General features: G+C 72.1%; 13 protein-coding genes. 6 read left to right on the top strand and 7 right to left on the bottom strand.

Annotation, left to right across the window (positions count from 1 at the left end):
- Nucleotides 1-71: 71 nt before the first annotated feature.
- The 6 genes from ACIRVH_RS08515 to ACIRVH_RS08490 all read right to left on the bottom strand — a co-directional run bounded on the left by ACIRVH_RS08515 (nt 72) and on the right by ACIRVH_RS08490 (nt 8,503).
- Nucleotides 72-2,615: a discoidin domain-containing protein gene (locus tag ACIRVH_RS08515; RefSeq protein WP_403949637.1), complete on the bottom strand. Its 2,544-nt coding sequence runs from the start codon at nt 2,613-2,615 to the stop codon at nt 72-74.
- 132 nt (nt 2,616-2,747) lie between these two features.
- Entirely contained in the window at nt 2,748-3,563 is an 816-nt protein-coding gene (locus ACIRVH_RS08510; RefSeq protein WP_403949634.1) for an inositol monophosphatase family protein, read from the bottom strand.
- A 49-nt stretch (nt 3,564-3,612) separates the two neighbouring features.
- Entirely contained in the window at nt 3,613-5,424 is a 1,812-nt protein-coding gene (locus ACIRVH_RS08505; RefSeq protein ID WP_403949631.1) for an RICIN domain-containing protein, read from the bottom strand.
- A 113-nt stretch (nt 5,425-5,537) separates the two neighbouring features.
- Nucleotides 5,538-6,713, bottom strand: coding sequence for an FAD-dependent oxidoreductase (locus ACIRVH_RS08500; protein ID WP_403949628.1), 1,176 nt, complete (start codon nt 6,711-6,713; stop codon nt 5,538-5,540).
- Nucleotides 6,714-6,859: 146 nt separating this feature from the next.
- Complete coding sequence (locus ACIRVH_RS08495) at nt 6,860-7,561, bottom strand: SDR family oxidoreductase (protein WP_403949625.1); 702 nt, start codon at nt 7,559-7,561, stop codon at nt 6,860-6,862.
- A 78-nt stretch (nt 7,562-7,639) separates the two neighbouring features.
- Nucleotides 7,640-8,503 (bottom strand): DUF1932 domain-containing protein, encoded by an 864-nt coding sequence (locus tag ACIRVH_RS08490; protein WP_403949623.1) that lies wholly within the window; start codon nt 8,501-8,503, stop codon nt 7,640-7,642.
- A gap of 162 nt (nt 8,504-8,665) precedes the next feature.
- On the opposite strand from ACIRVH_RS08490, the gene ACIRVH_RS08485 reads away from it, so the two are divergent.
- Genes ACIRVH_RS08485 through ACIRVH_RS08460 form a run of 6 tightly spaced genes read left to right on the top strand, consistent with a single transcriptional unit; the run spans nt 8,666 to nt 14,156 of the window.
- Complete coding sequence (locus ACIRVH_RS08485) at nt 8,666-9,574, top strand: ABC transporter substrate-binding protein (RefSeq protein ID WP_403949620.1); 909 nt, start codon at nt 8,666-8,668, stop codon at nt 9,572-9,574.
- On the top strand, nt 9,571-10,383 hold the full coding sequence (locus tag ACIRVH_RS08480) for an ABC transporter permease (protein WP_403949618.1): 813 nt from the start codon (nt 9,571-9,573) through the stop codon (nt 10,381-10,383). Before ACIRVH_RS08485 ends, ACIRVH_RS08480 begins: the two co-directional genes overlap by 4 nt.
- Nucleotides 10,380-11,219, top strand: coding sequence for an ABC transporter permease (locus ACIRVH_RS08475; protein WP_403949615.1), 840 nt, complete (start codon nt 10,380-10,382; stop codon nt 11,217-11,219). The genes ACIRVH_RS08480 and ACIRVH_RS08475 overlap by 4 nt, the downstream gene beginning before the upstream one ends.
- Nucleotides 11,216-12,820, top strand: coding sequence for a benzoylformate decarboxylase (mdlC, locus tag ACIRVH_RS08470; RefSeq protein WP_403949613.1), 1,605 nt, complete (start codon nt 11,216-11,218; stop codon nt 12,818-12,820). Before ACIRVH_RS08475 ends, mdlC begins: the two co-directional genes overlap by 4 nt.
- A 3-nt stretch (nt 12,821-12,823) precedes the next feature.
- A complete protein-coding gene (locus tag ACIRVH_RS08465) occupies nt 12,824-13,576 on the top strand; it encodes an ABC transporter ATP-binding protein (protein ID WP_403949611.1) in 753 nt (250 codons plus the stop codon).
- Between the two features lie 49 nt (nt 13,577-13,625).
- The gene (locus ACIRVH_RS08460; RefSeq protein WP_403949609.1) at nt 13,626-14,156 is read left to right on the top strand and encodes a hypothetical protein; all 531 of its coding nucleotides are present in this window, start codon (nt 13,626-13,628) and stop codon (nt 14,154-14,156) included.
- Between the two features lie 46 nt (nt 14,157-14,202).
- On the opposite strand, the gene ACIRVH_RS08455 is transcribed toward ACIRVH_RS08460, so the two are convergent.
- Nucleotides 14,203-16,845, bottom strand: a complete 2,643-nt coding sequence (locus ACIRVH_RS08455; protein WP_403949606.1) for a WD40/YVTN/BNR-like repeat-containing protein — start codon at nt 16,843-16,845, stop codon at nt 14,203-14,205.
- Between the last annotated feature and the right edge of the window lie 22 nt (nt 16,846-16,867).

Here is a 16,867-nt window from a genome sequence, read left to right as displayed (position 1 = left end):
GCTTGACGTAGGGACCCTTCCATCTCAGCGGCAGCGGACGACGGCCGCTCGCCCTGGTACGCCGTTCGGGACTACGGGAACTGGGTGACCTTCGAGGGGACGGTGTCCGTGCCCGAGGTGGGGGCTCCCGTGTTGTCGACGACGTGGGCGTACCGGCCCTTGCCGCCGAGGGAGATCACCAGCAGGTCGTGCATCTTGATGCCTGCCGTGGTCGGGACCTGGAAGCCGTGGGCCTGGACTATCGAGGGATCGGCCGTGTAGTTGCAGTAGCTGCCCAGCCCCCATGCCTCGTGCGTGGTGACGGAGTCCGCGACCTTGTAGGCCGCGTAGCCGACGATGCCGTCGTGGGTGATGGCGGCGGCGTTCGGGGCGTCGTACGCCTTCTCGTTCTGGAAGAAGATCGTCCGGCCGCGTTCTCCGTTCCAGTACACGTCGTACGTGTTGAAGTGTTCGACGAACAGGCCCGTGGCGAGGACGTCGTCGCCGTTGACGCGCAGGCCGTAGTCGGCGCGGTTGGTGTCCCAGCCGACGCCGCTGCCGTGGTCGGCGCGCCAGATCCAGGTGTGGTCGATGATGACGTCGTCGCTGTCGACCACCACGGAGTTGGTGGCGAGGCCGGGTCCGGCGCCGCCGATACGGACGAACACGTCCTGCATGGTGGTGGGATTGGCGGAGTGGTCGGCGGTGGAACCGGGGGCGCCGATCCGCAGGAGCGTGTCGGAGTTGACGGGGCCCGCGTCGATCAGGAATCCGGCCAGTCTGACTCCGTCGACGTCGGCCACGTGCATCGCGTCGATGCCGTTGTCCGGGACGAGAGTGGCGAGACCGAGGCCGAGGACGACGGTGTTGGCGCGGGCGACGTCGATGGTCCGGTCGAGGTGGTAGACGCCGGGCGTGAAGAGGAGGTTGAGCCCCTGGGCGAGGGCCTGGTTGACGGTGGCGGCGGTGGCGCCCGGCTTCACGACGTAGAACTGGTCCAGCGGGATCGAGGTGCCCGCGTCGGCCGGCCAGGAGACTCCGCGGACGTCGGTGCGCTTGGCCGGGACGAAGACCTTGTAGGTGGAGCCGTCCAGGTAGAGGAAGGGCTTCTCGCGCGAGACGGGTGTCGTGTCGAGGGTGGTGTACGGGCCGCTGTCGAAGTTGGTCGCCGGTGCGCCCTGGACGCCGGAGAAGGTCATGTTCCACACGCCGTTGGTCCAGCCGCCGACCGAGCTGTCGCGGGTGTACCACTGCTGCTGGGAGTAGGGGCCCACCGTGCCGTCGATCTTCGAGTCGGCGATGTAGCCGCCGGAGGCCCAGCCGTAGCCGTTCGGGGCGAGGTTGAGGCCGCCCTGGACATGAATACGGCGGAAGGGCGCCGCCTGGGCGACCGCCCAGCGGTCCGTGCCGTTGGACGGCTTGATGGCGAGGTTCTCCGCCGAACGCCAGAAGTTCTGGGTGGCGTTGCCGTTGAACCAGCCCGCGTCCACGGTGACGTCGCCGTTGATCTGGGTGTCGTCGGGGTTCAGGCCGAGACCGGAGATCGAGGTGTAGAAGCCCATCTGGGCGTTGATGCCGTTGTAGGTGCCGGGCTTGAGCAGGAACTGGTAGCGCCCGGTGCCGAACTGGCTGGACTCCTGCTGGGCGAAGACGTCGTCGAACTTCTTCTGGAGATCGGGGGTCGAGGGGTCGACGACGATCACGTTCGGGCCGAGGTCGCCGCCGCCCTGGACCGGCGGGGTGCCGGTGGAGCCGGTGTGTACGGCGACCTCCCAGAGCGAGTAGCCGTAGCCGGTGCCGCGTGCGGTGCCGTAGATCCGGACATAGCGGCCCGAGCCGCTGACGTCGTAGGAGGCGGTGCCGCCGCTCGCGCCGGTGACGCTCTTGAGGGTGCTCCAGCTCTGGCCGTCGGAGGAGGCCTGGATCTGGAAGTCCTTGCCGTACGCCGTCTCCCAGTTCAGGTCGACCTTGCACAGGTCCTTGACCGAGCCGAGGTCCACCCGGAGCCACTGCGGGTCGGAGGCCTGGCTGGACCAGCGGGTTCCGGTGTCACCGTCGAAGGCGGCGGAGGCGGGGGTGCCGGCGTTCTCGGTGGAGGAGGCGGTGGCCGGCCTGCCCTGTGCGGCGTTCGCGGTGCCGCAGGTGGGCTGGGTGGTGCCGCTCGTCGAGCCGAACACCTGGAACTCCCAGAGGGAGTAGCCCCATGGGGTCGCGCGGTGCACGCCCAGCATACGGACGTAGCGGCCCTGCCCGGACACGTCGAGGGTGTCGACGCCTCCGTCGGAGCCGGTGACGGACTTCAGGTCGGTCCAGCTGGTCCCGTCCGTGGATATCTGGACCTTGTAGTCCTTGCCGTAGGCGGTCTCCCAGTTCAGGACCACCTGGGTGACCGAGGCGGTGGCGCCCAGGTCGACCTGGAACCACTGGTCGTCGGCGGCGGCCGAGGACCAGCGGGTACCGGTGTCGCCGTCGACGGCCTTGGCCGCGGCGGTGCCCGCGTTCTCGGTGGAGGAGGCGGTGGCCGTCTTCCCCTGTGACAGCGGGGTGTCGGCCGCGGCGGCCGGTGGATGGGTGGTGGGCAGGGCGATCAGCGCTGCCGTGGTGGCGAGCGCGATGCCCAGGGATCTCAGTCTCACGTGGCGGCTCCATGCGGCTGCGGAGGTCAAGAAGCTGACCCCATGGCTTAGTTCATGTTTTGATTTAAGTGATGAACCAACTGGGCGGCAAGCCTTCGGAAGTCAAAACCTCCGAGGGCGTGCCGGGTCGCGCTACGCCTGCTGCCGCGTCTGGTTCCCGACCATCTCCAGCAGTGCGGCGTGCGTCTCCGGGTCGGCGGCCACGATCAGCCCGCCCGCGCCGGTGTGCAGGGGCTGGCCGTGGATGCCGGTGACCGTGCAGCCGGCGGCCCGGCACAGGGCGATGCCGGCGGAGAAGTGCACGCTGTCGCGCAGGTCGCCGTCGGTGACGTACGCGGCCCGGCGGCCGGCGGCCACCCAGGCGACCGCGAGGGTCGTGGAGACCACCCGGGGCCGGAACCGCCGCACGAACCCGGGGTCGGCCAGAAGGCGGACCGCCTGGAAGCCGGGGGCGTTGGGGAACGGCGGGTCGAGATTGACGTCCACCAGCTGCGAGTCGGGCGAGGGCACCAGCTCCTCGTCCCTGCCGTCGTCCCGGACCCGGGCCCGCTCCCCGTCGGTCCAGAACACCTCGCCGTTGAACGGGTCGGCCGTCGCGGCCGCCGTGATCTCGTCGCCCACCCGCAGGGCCACGTTCACCCCCACCAGCATGTTCCGCGCCGCGTAGTTGAGGGTGCCGCAGAGCGGGTCGACGAGCCAGCGGCGCCGCGCCGCCTCGGTGCCGGTGCTGCCGCTCTCCTCCCCCGTGACGGCGTCGTCGGGCCGCGCCTCGCGCAGCACCTCCAGAATGGCCTGCTCCGCCGCGAGGTCGGCCGCCGTCGCGAAGTCGCCGGCGGACTTGTCGAAGCGGGCGAGGGATTTCCCGTACATGTCGCGTACCACGTCCGCGCCCGCCCTGGCGGCCGCCAGGGCCAGGTGGGCGTCGGACACCCCGTTGTCGATCACCATGCGAGCAGGATAGGTCCCGGGCCCGCCGGGTCGGCGGGCCCGGAGTCGATCACCGCGTACGGGCCGGTCCGGTCGGGGTGAGGGACAGGGTCTGTTCGGCCGCGCCGCGGCCGCCACCGACGGAACTGCCGTTCGTGTCCGTCCAGTTGCGTGCCGGAGTGGTCTCGGCACGTCGGCCGGAGGTCCCGGACAGGGCGAGGACGAGACCGCTGTAGCGGTTGACGAGACGGTAGCCGCCGTCGGCGGAGGCGCAGCGGATCAGGAACCACTGCTGGCCGACGGTCGGCCCGCCGGCCGGTGCCGTGGTGACGGTCGGCCGGGCGCCCCAGGCACGGCCGGCGGTCGTGGCGGAGTCGACGCCCAGCAGACGGCCACTGGCGGCGTTGGCGAGGGTGAAGGCGCCGTCGCCGGTGGCGGTGAAGGTCCACGACTCCCGGGCGGAGCCGGTGGGGGACGCCACGGACGTCGTGCCGGCGCCGCCGGACGTCTGGGCGAGGACCCGGCCCGTGCCGCCGGTGATGCGGTAACGGCGGGTGGTGTCCACCGGTGACGCGGCGGGCCGGTCGGAGTCGATGGTGACGTCGACGTACTCGCCGGAGGAGTCGTGGGAGCAGCCGAAGGAGCAGTACGAGCGGAAGGTCCTGCCGACGACGGCGGAGCTGGTCCGGCCCGCCGGGTCGAGGAACCAGCGGTACCAGGACGCGTTGGTGTAGCCGCCGGTGTCGCCGATGAGGCGCCATTTCTGGGAGGCCAGGTCGTCGGTGGCGTAGAAGTACTGCGGTGAGTCGCCGCTCTGGTCGACGGCCTGCGGTTCGCCGATGTAGAGGCCGAGGTGGGCGTCGTAGGCGATGTTCATGACGAACAGCGGCGATGTCGGGGGCATCTTGCCGGCCGCGATCTGCTCGGCGGCGGTGCCGGTGTTGGCCGGGTCGTACTCGGCGGAGACGGGGGTGTAGCCGGTGGGGTGGTCGGCGTCGACGGGCACGATGTTGCTCTCCCGGCCGCCGGTGCCGGGCTGGGACCAGGAGCCATCGTACCACTTGCGCCAGGAGCCGGGCGCCATCTTGGCGGAGATCGGGGCGCGGGCCACGTGTTCGTAGAAGGCCTTCCAGCCGCCCTTCTTGTCCACGATCCGGGAGCCGTAATAGACGTAGAAGTACCCGGAGGCGGTGTCCGCGTAGAGGCGCTGGTCGCCGTCGCCGTAGGAGTACGTCTGGTTCGGGAAGGCCGTCGAGTCCGCGCGCCGCGTGCTGTACGGGGAGGTCAGGACGTGGTCCTTGATGGTCCAGGTGCGGCCGCGGTCGGTGGAGACGGCGTAGTCGATGGCGTCGTAGTGCAGTCCGTCCCCGAAGGGCTGCGGGGTGAACTCGTTGTGCACCAGGCCGTACCAGTCACCGGTGTCGGGGTCGACCCACACCCCGGACAGGTCGCAGTAGTTCTTCTGGGCGTAGCCGGAGCCGCTCGGGGCGTACGTCGCCTCGCGGCCGGTCGGGCTGTTGTTGCACCGCCAGGTGGTGTCGTCGTTGCGGTCGGCGGAGTTGGCCGGGTCGGCGGCCTTGCTCAGCGTCTTGTCGAACTTGGCGGTGTCGAAGTCCTTGCCGGTGTAGAAGTCCCAGGTGCGCGGGTCCTTGGCGCCGTAGAGGGCGGCGGACTGCTGATAGTGGAAGGTGCCGTCCTTGTCGGTGTACGGGGTGGCGGGGGTGTCCGTGGGGTGGGTGAACGGCACCGGTGTCCCGACGCCCACGCTGTAGCTCGCGTCGGTGGACGGGGGCGCGGCGGACGCCGGGGCCGGTGTGCCGCCGCCCAGGGTCAGGGCGGCGGCCGCGGCCAGGGCGCCGCCTGCTCTGCTCAACAGTCGCACGGGTGCTCCTTGTTGCCGAAGGGCCGGTTGCACCGGAACGATCCGGGCCCGGTGGTTGCTCCGGCAATGGACTCCCATGCTCCGCCTCTTGCACTTTCGCGGCGGCGCGCCGCTCAGCGCTCCCCGTCGACGCCGGCCGGGAGCGGTGTCTCCCAGGCCAGTTGGCGGATCAGCGCGTCGTCGACACGTGAGGCGCCGGGTGCCGCGGAATTGGTGCGTGAGGGGGTGTGGGTGCCGCGGGAGATGCCTCCGCTGACGATGATGTTGTGCTCGACGCGCGGGCGGCGGTGCTGCTCGTAGACGGTGAACGCGGTGCGCGGGTCGGGGGTGTCGCGCAGGGCCTTGGCCAGGACGACGGCGTCCTCGAGCGCCATCGAGGCGCCCTGCCCGGTGGCCGGGGAGGCCGCGTGGGCCGCGTCGCCGATGAGGAGTACTCGGCCCACGTGCCAGGGGGTGCCGAGCGGCATCTCGGCGGCGTTGACGACCATCGTGCGGTCGGCGCAGGCCGCGACGATGTCGCCGGCCGGACCGGCGTCCGCGCGCAGCAGGGGGAGCAGTTCCTCGCGCCGCTCGCCGGCCGCGCGGTACGCGGGACGGTCGGCGGGCAGCGGTTCGCCGGCGACGCGGGCGAACCAGTACGTCTCCCCCTCCGGCGAGACCGCGTACCCGAAGGCGGACTTGCTGCCGCGCACCATGGTGATGGCGCCGGTGTCCGCGGTCCCGGGAATGCCGTCCGTGTAGCCGTAGAAGACGCGCTGGCCCGCGTACCGGGGCTGTGCCGCGAGGTCTGCGACATGGCCGCGCACGGCCGAGTTGAGGCCGTCCGCGCCGATCAGCAGGTCTCCGGTGGCGGTGCTGCCGTCCGCGAAGTGCGCGGTGACGCCGTCGGGGCCGTCGTCCACGGACACCAGGCGGGCGCCGTGGACGACGGCCATGCCGCGCCGGGCCGCCTCCGCCTGCAGGACCGCGTTCAGCTCGCCTCGGCGCAGGCAGCGGTAGCGCAGGGCGGGGTCGTCCGCCCCGGCGAGCGGGGCGTGTGTCACCTCGGTGCCCGTGTGGTCGAGCAGGCGCAGCGAAGTCAGCGGAAAACCGACGGTCGTGACGGCGTCCGTGGCGTCGAGCTGGGCCAGGGCACGCATGCCGTTCGTCGCCAGGGTGAGAAAAGCGCCGATGTCCTCCGCGGTGTCGGGGTGCGCCTCGAAGAGGGCGACGTCGTGTCCGGCCTTCTGCAGGCCCAGCGCGGCCGCCGTGCCCGCGATTCCGCCGCCGATCACCAGTGTGCGTGCCATCGGATCCACCCCACCGTTCCGTTCCGGTACCTCGACCGGTGGCACAGGTACGCCATGAACGGCGGGGCGGGCAAGGACGCGGTGTCACATCCGGACGCGTCCTGGGGCCTGACCTGCGCCACGCCCCAACGGCCCGGACTCCTCGCTCACTTGGCGAGCTGCTGGTACATCGACGGGAGGTCCTGCGAGAGGACGGACTTGACCCAGCGGGTGGTGTCGTCGCCGAGCACCTCGTGCGCTCCGGACTCGATGCCGTCGAGGGCGGCCACCGCGATGTCGTGGGCATGCGCCTTCGGGGCGTCGAGTCCGGCCGTCATGTCGGTGTCCACGTACGCCATGTGAAGGCCCGTCACCTGGATACCGCGGGACTGGAGTTCCAGGCGGAGGCTGTTGGTCTGCGACCACAGGGCGGCCTTGGTGGAGCTGTAGCTGCTGCCGTCGGCGAGCCAGGACAGCGCGGAGTGGACGTTCAGGATGTGGCCGCCGCCGTTGCGCTCGATGACCGGCACGAAGGCGCGGGTGAGCAGCAGCGGGCCGTAGTAGTTGATCTCGAACTCGCGGCGCACGTCCTCCAGCGACGAGGTGAGCACCCGGGCGCCGGTCGAGATGCCCGCGTTGTTGATCAGCACGGTCACGTCCGGCGCCTGCTCGGCCAGGGCCGCCACCGAGGCGGGGTCGGTGACCTCCAGGGGCAGCGCGACGGCGTCGGGGTGGGTGACGGTGCGCGGGTCGCGGGCGGTGGCGTACACCTTCCCGGCTCCCCGCTCGTACAGCTCCTCGACGAGGGCCCTTCCGATGCCCCGGCTGCCGCCGGTGACGAGGACGACAGAGTTCTTGAGTGCGGTCACGACAGTCTCCAGACAGGTGAAACCGATCGGTTTCCAGCATCGTAAACCGATCGGTTTCCCGACTCAAGGCGGGACGGCTCAGGGGTGCGGGGTGGGCGACTCCCCGGTCAGGTCCGACAGGAGCCGGGCGACGGTCACCGTGGGGTCGTCCTTGTGGGCGTGCCAGCGGTCGAAGGTCTCGGCCGCGGCTTCGGCGAAGGTGCCGGGCAGTCCGGTGTCCCGCCAGGCCCGGGCGATCTCCCGCATCTCCGGCTCCCAGCGCCAGGCCCGGGGCCCGGCACTCGCCAGATGTTCCGGCCGCGCCAGCGGGGTGCCGGGCAGCAGGTGGGCCGCCAGGTCCAGCAGGTCGTCCAGCACGCCGTGGCCGTCGGCGAGGGCGCAGGCCTGGGCGGCCAGGGCATACGAGATCTTGTTGCAGGCGGCGAAGGCCAGCTTCAGCGCGGAGGCCCGCCCGATGGAGCCGTCCAGCGCGACCGGGGTGAGCAGCGTGCCGTCGAAAAGCGCCGAGACCTCCTCGACAGCCGCCGTGTCTCCCGAGAGGTAGAGCCTGGTCCGCCCGGCCGCACGGGGAGGCGGGCCGGTGATTCCGCCGTCCACCACGGTGACCCCGGCGCCCTGGAACAAGGCGCCGATCTCTGCCGCTGCCCGGGGGCTGATCGCGTTGGCATCGACGTAGATCCCCTGAAAGCCGGCGGCCGCGATCTGCCGGGCCACGTCGAGCGCGGCGGCCGGAGGACACACGCTCAGGACGACGTCGCACGTCGCTGCCAGCTCCGCCAGGCTGCCGGCCGGGCGCAGCCCGGCCTCGGCGGCCCGCTCCCGGGTGGCCGCCGAGCGCCCTTCCGGCACCCACCACACCCTTGCTCCCGCAATCACGGCCTGCGCCGCCACGCCCGCGCCCATGGCGCCCGGGTGCACGATCCCCACGTCTCGCCCAGTCATGCCGGGACCCTAACGCCCTTACGGGGCTTCGCTTTTCTCCAAAGCTCGACGAAATCCACCACCCCGCGTGTAGCGATCACGACCATCACGGGTACGCATGCCCGTATGGCGTTACGTCGATCACGATCGGGACGAACCAGGTTCGCGGCGGTCATCGCCGCTGTGGCACTCATCCTCGCGGGCTGTGAGAGCGCGGGCTCCTCCTCCGATCACGGGCGGCAGGAGCTGACCGTGGCGGCTCTGCCGCTCACCGACTCGGCGGCCCTCTATCTCGCCCGGGACCGGGGACTGTTCGCCAAGGAGGGCCTGGATGTGCGTATCCGGCCCGTCCAGCAGAGCATCCAGGCGCTGCCCGCACTGATCAAGGGCCAGGTGAGCGTGATCGCGAGCGCGAACTACGTCACCTACCTCCAGGCGTACGAGAAGGGCACCCTGGACCTGCGCATCCTCGCCGAGGGCGTCCGGATCGCCCCGCACATGATGGACGTCCTGGTGCCCAGGGACTCGGCGATCAGAACTCCGGCGGACCTCGCGGGCAAGAAGGTCGCCGTCGCCGTCCTCAACAACATCCAGTCGCTGACCCTGAACGCGATCCTCGACGCCAAGGGCGCCGGCCGGCCGGTCTACCGGCAGATCCTCTTCCCACAGATGGGCCCCGCCCTGCAGCAGGGCCAGGTGGACGCCGCCCACGCCGTCGAGCCCTTCGACAACGCGATCCAGGGCGAGTTGGGCGCCAGGGTGCTGCTGGACGGCGACTCACCGCCGGTGCAGGGGCTGCCGGCCAGCGGGTACATCACCACGCGGGACTTCGTGCAGAAGCACCCGAAGGCGGCAGCGGGCTTCAGGCACGCCATCGAGGCGGCCTCGAAGATCGCCGCCCGGGACCCCGGGGCCGTACGCGCCGAGCTGCCGAAGTACACCAAGGTGACCGCCGACCAGGCCAGGTCGATCCACCTGCCGACGTATCCGGTGACCGCGGACCCCGCGCAGCTGCGCCGTCTCGTCCGGCTCATGCGCGACCAGGGCCTGCTGAAGAAGGACGTCGACCCGGCGCCCCTGCTGGCCCGATGACACGGCGTCAGGAGTTCCTGCTCGGTGTCCTCGGCGCGGCTCTGGCCTTCGGCGCCTGCGAGGCGGTCAGCCGGGCCGGGATCGTCCGGCGCAGTTATCTGCCGCCCGCCTCCGAAGTCCTGGCCAGGGCTGCGCAGTTGGCGGGCGACGGGACGTTCCTCGACGGGATCGGGGCCACGCTGCGGGCCTGGGCACTGGGCCTCGGCCTCGCCTGCGCGATCGCCGTACCCCTGGGGCTGCTGCTGGGCACGGTACCGGTCCTGGAGGCCGCCGTGCGCGCGGTCGTGGAGTTCCTGCGGCCGTTGCCGTCCGTCGCCCTGATCCCGTTGGTGTCGCTGCTGCTCGGGTCGGGCACCGGTGCGGAGGTGACGCTGATCGCGTACGCGTCCGTGTGGCCGGTGCTGTTCAACACCGTCTACGGCCTCGCCGAGACCGATCCCCTGGCCAAGGACACCCTGCGGGCCTTCGGATTCGGGCGGTTGGGGGTGCTGCTGCGGGTGGAACTGCCGGGCACTGCCCCGTTCATCGCCGCCGGGGTGCGGATCTCCGCCGCGGTCGCCCTCATCCTGGCCGTCGCCTCGGAGATCCTCTCCGGGTTCGGCGAGGGGCTGGGCATCTTCATCGCCCAGGCGCAGACGGCCACGGACGGCACCCGGGACGTCCTGGCGGGCGTCCTGTGGGCGGGGACCCTCGGGCTGGTGATCAACGGTCTTCTGGTCGGCGCGGAGCGGCGGTTGTTCGCATGGACCCATGAACCCCGGGGCGAACTGCTGCGGTTCGGGACGGGACGGCAAGGGGCCGGCGCATGACGGCGGACGCACAGCTCGGCCGCCGGACCCTGCGCGGCTCGGCGACCCACCGGGCCCGGACCGCCGTCCCGTTCCTGCTGCGCTGGTCGGTACTGCTGCTCGCCGTAGCCTGCTGGGAGGCGGCCGCCCGCGCGCACGGCAGCGTGTACTTCCCGCCCCCGCTCCGCATCGCCCGCCACGCCCACGACCTGTGGTTCTCCGGGCCCGTCGGGCATCTCTTCCTCACCACGGCGGCCGTCGACAACATCCTGCCCAGCCTCGGCCGGATGACGGCCGGCTTCGTGCTCGCCGCCGTCGCCGGAATCCTGCTGGGCATCGCGGTGGGCCGCTCGCGGCGGGCGTACGCGCTGTGCAACCCGGTGCTCCAGTTCGCCCGGGCCGTCCCGCCGCCCGCACTGGTCCCGGTGTTCGCAGTCGTCTTCGACTTCGGTACACCGATGCAGGTGGCGTCGATCGCGTTCAGTGCCGTGTGGCCGGTGCTGGTCAACGCGGCGGAGGGCGCCCGGGCCACGGATCCGCTGCGGCTGGAGGTGGCGGCGGTGCTGCGGCTGACGGGACCGGAGCGGCTGTGGTTCCTCGTCCTGCCGTCCGCGCTGCCGAGGATCTTCGCCGGGCTCCGGCTGAGCCTGTCGCTGTGCCTGATCCTGATGGTCTTCTCGGAGCTGCTGCCGGGCACCGCCGACGGGATCGGCTTCACGCTCACCGACGCCCAGTCGCGTTCCGACCTGCTCACCGTGTGGGCCGCGCTGATGCTGCTCGGCGTCCTCGGGTATCTCCTCAACGCCGGGCTGCTCGCGGTCGAGAGGCGGATCGTCGGTCCAAGGAGGGCTTCGTGACGACAACGGTGCGCGACGCGGTGGTCCGGTTCCTGCGCGAGACCGGCATGACCACCGTCTTCGGCAATCCGGGCTCCACGGAACTGCGCATGTTCCGCGACTGGCCGGACGACTTCACGTATGTGCTCGGCCTGCAGGAGTCGACCGCCGTGGGCATGGCGGCCGGACACGCCCTCGGCACCCGGCGCGCGGCCTTCGTCAGCCTGCACTCGGCCGGCGGGGTGGGGCACGCGCTCGGCGCCGTCTTCAACGCCTTCCGCGACCGGGTGCCCCTGGTCGTCGTGGCGGGTCAGCAGGCCCGCTCACTGATCCAACTGCGGCCGTTCCTCGGCGCCGACGAACCGGCCCTGTTCCCGCGCCCGTACATGAAGTCCGCCCGCCAGCCGGAACGGGCCGAGGACGTGCCGGCCGTACTCGCCGAGGCGTACCGGATCGCGATGACGCCACCACGCGGCCCGGTCTTCGTCTCCGTGCCCGAGGACGACTGGGACCGGCCCGCCGAGCCCGTCGCGCCCCGCACGGTGCACTCCGCGTTCACGGCCGACCCGGACGCCCTCACCGCGCTCGCGGCCCGGCTCGACTCGTGCGCCCGCCCGGCTCTGGTGGTCGGCCCCGGTGTCGACGACGAGGACGCGCTGGAGGAGGTCCGGGCGCTGGCCGAGCGGATCCGCGCCGGGGTGTGGATCAGCCCCCTGTCCGGCCGCTCCGGGTTCCCGGAGTCCCACCCGCTGTTCCAGGGGTTCCTGCCCCCGGTCGCCGGGCCGCTGGCCGCGCGCCTGGCGCCGTACGACGTGGTGGTGGCCCTGGGCGCCCCGGTGTTCACCTACCACGTGACCGACGACGGGCCGCCTCTGGCGCCGGGCACCGACCTGTTCCACCTGGACTGCGATCCGGGCCAGGCGGCCTGGCTGCCCACCGGCACCAGCATCCTGACGACCCTGCGGCCCGCCCTGACCCGGCTCACGGAGCTGCTGAAGGAAACGGACCGCGACCCGCCGCCGCCCCGCCCCGCGCCTCCGGCCGCCCGCGCCGCCGAGCACATCACCCCGGAACTGTTCTTCGACCTGCTCGCCACCCGGCTGCCGCGCGACCGGGTGCTCGTCGAGGAGGCCCCCAGCCACCGCGACGCCCTGCACGCGCGCGTGCCCGTCGACCTGAGCGGCGGCTTCCTCACCACGGGCAGCGGCGCGCTCGGCTGGGGTCTGCCGCTGGCGGTGGGCCGCGCCCTCGCCGACCGGCGCCGGCTGGTGTGCGTGGTCGGTGACGGCTCGGCGCTCTACTCCGTGCAGGCGCTGTGGAGCGCGGCCCGGTACGCGGCGCCGGTCACCTACGTCCTCCTGGACAACGGCGGTTACGCGGCCGTCCGCGCGCTGGGCCGCCGGATCGGTGTGGAGCCCGTCCCCGGCACGGACATCGCCGACATCGACTTCGCGGCCCTCGCCGAGTCGTTCGGCTGCCCGGCGGCCCGCGCCGAGCACCCCGACGAGCTGCCGTCCGCCCTGGACCACGCCCTGGGCCGGGGCGACGACGCGGGCCCGTTCCTGCTCCGCCTGCGGGTGGCCGGCAGCTCGGGCACCCTGTACGAGCCCTGGGCCGGGTGACGGATGCTGCGCCTCGACTCGACGACCCGCCGCTTCGGCGACCATCTCGTGCTGGACCGCGTCGACCTCACCGTGCCCGCCGGCCAACTGCTGTGCGTGGTCGGGCCGTCGGGCTGCGGAAAGTCCACACTGCTGCGGACCATCGCGGGGCTGCTGCCCGCGGACGAGGGCACGATCACGATCGACGGCGCACCGGTGACCGGCGTGCCCGACCGGCTCGCGGTCGTGTTCCAGGAGTACGGCCGCTCGCTGCTGCCCTGGCTCACCGTTCGCGACAACGTGGCCCTGCCGCTGCGGCGCCGTGGCCTCGGCCGGGCCGCGCGGCACGCCGAGGCCGAGGCCATCCTGGAGCGCGTCGGCCTGCACGGGGTGGCCCGCCGGCATCCCCGGCAGCTCTCCGGCGGCATGCAGCAGCGCGTCGCCATCGCCCGCGCGCTGGTCTGCCGCCCCTCCCTGCTGCTCATGGACGAGCCGTTCGGCTCCCTGGACGCCCGAACCCGCGAGGACCTGGAGGACCTGCTCCTCGAAGTGCATCGTGCCGACGGCACGACCATCGTGTTCGTCACCCACGACATCGACGAGAGCGTGTACGTCGGCGACCGTGTCGTCGTCCTCTCCCCCGGCCCCGGCTCCCGCATCGTGCGCGACCTGCCGGTCGACCTGCCCGGCAGGCGCGACCAGATCAGCACGCGGAGCCTGCCCGGGTTCGTGGCGCTGCGCACGGAGGTGGGCCGGGCAGTGCGACAGGGCGACTGAGGCGGGGGCATCCTGGGAGGCGTACCGGGAGGCCGGGAGGTGTGTGGGCATGCGGTGGTGGGCCGGTGGGTGCGTGGTGGCCGCGGTCGTCGTGCTGGCGGGGTGCGGGGCGCCGGCCGGCGACGGGGCGGCGGGTACGGGGGCGTCCGGGAGCGGCTCACCACGGCCGTCCTCCCCGGCACGCGCCTCCGAATTGTCCGGCGGCGCGGCCACACCCACGGCGGCTTCCTCCGCGTCGGCCCGAAACTGCGCCGCCGGGCACGTGGAGGTCACCGTCTCCCCCGGTGACCGGGTCCGAGGGGTGTGTGTACGGCCCGGCACCGTGGTGACGCTGCTTCTGCGACCACGGCTGGACGACAAGCGGTGGACCGGCGTGATGAGTTCTGCGCCAGCCCTCTTCCTGGTCTCGGGCTGGCAGGTGGACCCGGACGGCACCGCGCACGCCACCCTGCGCTGTGCGGGCACCCGGGGCGGTGCCGCCCGGGTCACCGTCTCGGCGAAGGCGCCGGACGTGGCGGGTGCCCCGCGGGGCGTCTTCACGCTGGACGTGAACGTGGTGCCGTACACGCAGAACGGGTGACCCCCAGGGTCAGCGGGGTCACCCGTTCCGTGCTCGTCCGCGCCGCTCAGTCGAGGTCGCGGAGCCTGATGGTGTAGATGCCCCGGCCGTGGGTGGCCGCGTACAGGGTGCCGCCGTCGGGGCTCGTCTTCAGCTGGAGGACGGCGACGGCCGGGAGGTCGCCGACGCGCTGCCACGTCGTACGGCCAGGTGCCCGGTAGACGACGCCGAGGTCGGTGGCCACGGCGAGGCCGCCGTCCGCCGTCACCAGGGCGGAGTCGGTCGGCACGTCCGGGAGGTTCGCCGAGACGTCCTTCCAGGTGGTGCCGCCGTCCGTGGACTCGAAGACATGGCCGACGCCCGCGCCCGGACCCTCGGTCCAGTGCCGGGAGAAGCCGTTGACCGCGAGGAAGACGTGGTCGGCGTTCTTCGGGTCGACGGCGAAGCCGCTGAGGTAGCGGTTGGGTACGGTCCCGTCCACCGGCAGGGTGATGTCGTGCCAGCCGGTGCCGTCAGCGTTGCCTACGGCGATGCCACGGGCGAAGCCCTGGTTGTTGCACGGTCCGCACCAGGCGGCGTAGATCTTCCCGCCGGAGGCGGCGACGGCGGTCGCGACGCGTCCGGCGCCGAAGTCGTGCACGCTCGTCCACTCGGAGCCACTGCGGATGGCGTAGCCGTGGGTCTGCACCCAGATGTGGCGGCCGCCGGCGATCCAGGTGGAGCCGTTCTTCAGGTCCGTCGCGAGCGGGGCGATGAAGCGGGCCTCACTGGTGGCGTTGTCGGGCGGGGCGACGCCGTACGACGTGGCCTTGCTCGCGTCGGTGGTCCAGCTGCCGTCGTTGACCGCGCAGTTCTGGGTGACCTGGACGGCGAGGTACACGTACTCCTGGGCGATGTTGCAGCCGTTGGCGGGATCGGTCAGGGTGTCGCCGCCGTCGCCGCCGAAGTTGGAGCCCATCACCTTGTCATTGCCGCGCAGGACGGACTGGCCGTTGTCCTGCAGGCCGCCGGTGACGGACAAGCCGCCGTGGTCGAGGTCCTTGCCGATGCCGACGGAGTAGTACTGGAGGGTGTCGATGGTGCCGTCGTTGAGCGAGGTCCAGTCGGTGGCGTGGCCGGAGGCGTCCTGGGAGCCGTCGGCCGGGCGCTTGTAGACACCGCCGTCGTTGCCGACGTACACGAAGCTCTTGCCGTGGTAGCGGCCGATCGCGACGCCGTGCTGGTCGGAGTGGGTGGTCTGGTGGCAGTCGCCGGTCTGCTTGGCGGGGTCGATGCTCCAGCAGGAGAAGGTGAAGTTCCAGTACGGGCCGACGGTGGACCAGTTGGCGCCGCCGTCCTTGGTCTCGTAGACCTCCTCGAGACCGGCGTAGACGTGCTGCGGGTCGCTCGGGTCCACGGTGAGGAACTGGTTGTACCAGGCCTGGACGCCCGGCATGTAACCCGCGGAGGTCAGCGCCGAGTTGTCGGCGGCCAGTCCCTTGTAGTCGGCGATCTTCGTCCAGGGGCCGGTCGGAGAGCCGGACTTGGAGACGAAGATGCCTTCCAGACCGCTGTCCGGGTTGGTGTTCAGCTGCTCCGGAGACTGCTCGATGGCGTAGTAGCGGGAGCCGTCGGAGGAGCGGGCGAAGGTGACGTTGCCGACGTTGTCCGCGTCGCCGGGCAGGTCGCCGAGGCCGCCGGTGATCCGCGTCCAGGTGCCACCGGTCTCGGTGTAGAAGCCGTTGTAGTCGTCGCCGCTGCGCCATCCGACGGCCAGGACCACCTTGGACGGGTCCTTGGGGTCGATGGCGATGTCGTTGGCGATGTTCTTGTAGGGGGCGCTCGGGTCGCCGGCCTTGGCACCGCCCGGCAGATAGTCGGGGTTGGGCGCGAACTCCAGCTTCCAGGGGCCGCTCAGCTTCTTCGTGGAGTGGCTCCAGACGCCCTCGCTGGTGGCCGCCCACACCTTGCCGCCGCCGAAGCGCAGCTCGTGGATGGTGGTGCTCTCCAGTTCGTCGCCGCCGACCCGGCGGCGCGGGGAGAACGTGCCGTGGTGCGGGTGGGACAGGACGTAGACGCCGCTGCCGAGGTAGGCGTCCGCGTTGGTGGTGGCCTCGCCGGTGCCCAGCCACAGCCGGCCCGCGCCGTCGAGGGCGAGGGCGCCGGTGGACTGCGCGGGCAGCCGGTCGCTGATGGGCTGCCAGTGGCCGCCTCCGCTGCGCGAGCGCCAGACCCCGCCACCGGCGCTGCCCGCGTAGACGTATCCGCCGTCGTCGGCCGCGATCGCGGCCATCCGGCCGGTCACATTGCCCGAGCCGCCACTGGAGTTGGAGTCGATGTCGCGGTAGCGCGAGTCGTCGGAGTTGTACGGCAGGTCGGTGATGTTGCGCCACCTGCCGTCCGTGCTCGGCAGGTTCCGGAGGCCGCGCCAGGCGGCGCCGTACGCGCCCGGTGCGACGACACCGGGTGACGTGCGGGCCTCCGCGTACTGGTCGGCGCCCTCGGCGATCTCGTCGGCCTCGTTGCCGTCGTCGTCATCGGCCTTGAGGTGCGGCGACATGGCGCCCACCGACTGCACCCGCTCCTTCGCGAGTTGGCCGAGCGTACGGACTCCGAAGGGGCTGACGCCGCCGCGGCCGGAGGCGGCGGACTGGGGTATCGCGACGAGCGCGGCGGACGCGGTGAGCGCACAGACGGTGAACCACCGTCTTCTGCGGGTCGGCAAGGACAACGGGGACCTCCCAGAGGGGCAT

This window comes from Streptomyces sp. NPDC101165 (assembly GCF_044768135.1).
In the GTDB taxonomy this organism is placed as follows: Bacteria; Actinomycetota; Actinomycetes; order Streptomycetales; family Streptomycetaceae; genus Streptomyces.
Note: the sequence above shows the minus strand (reverse complement) of the source record. Positions and strands in the feature narration are given on the sequence as shown.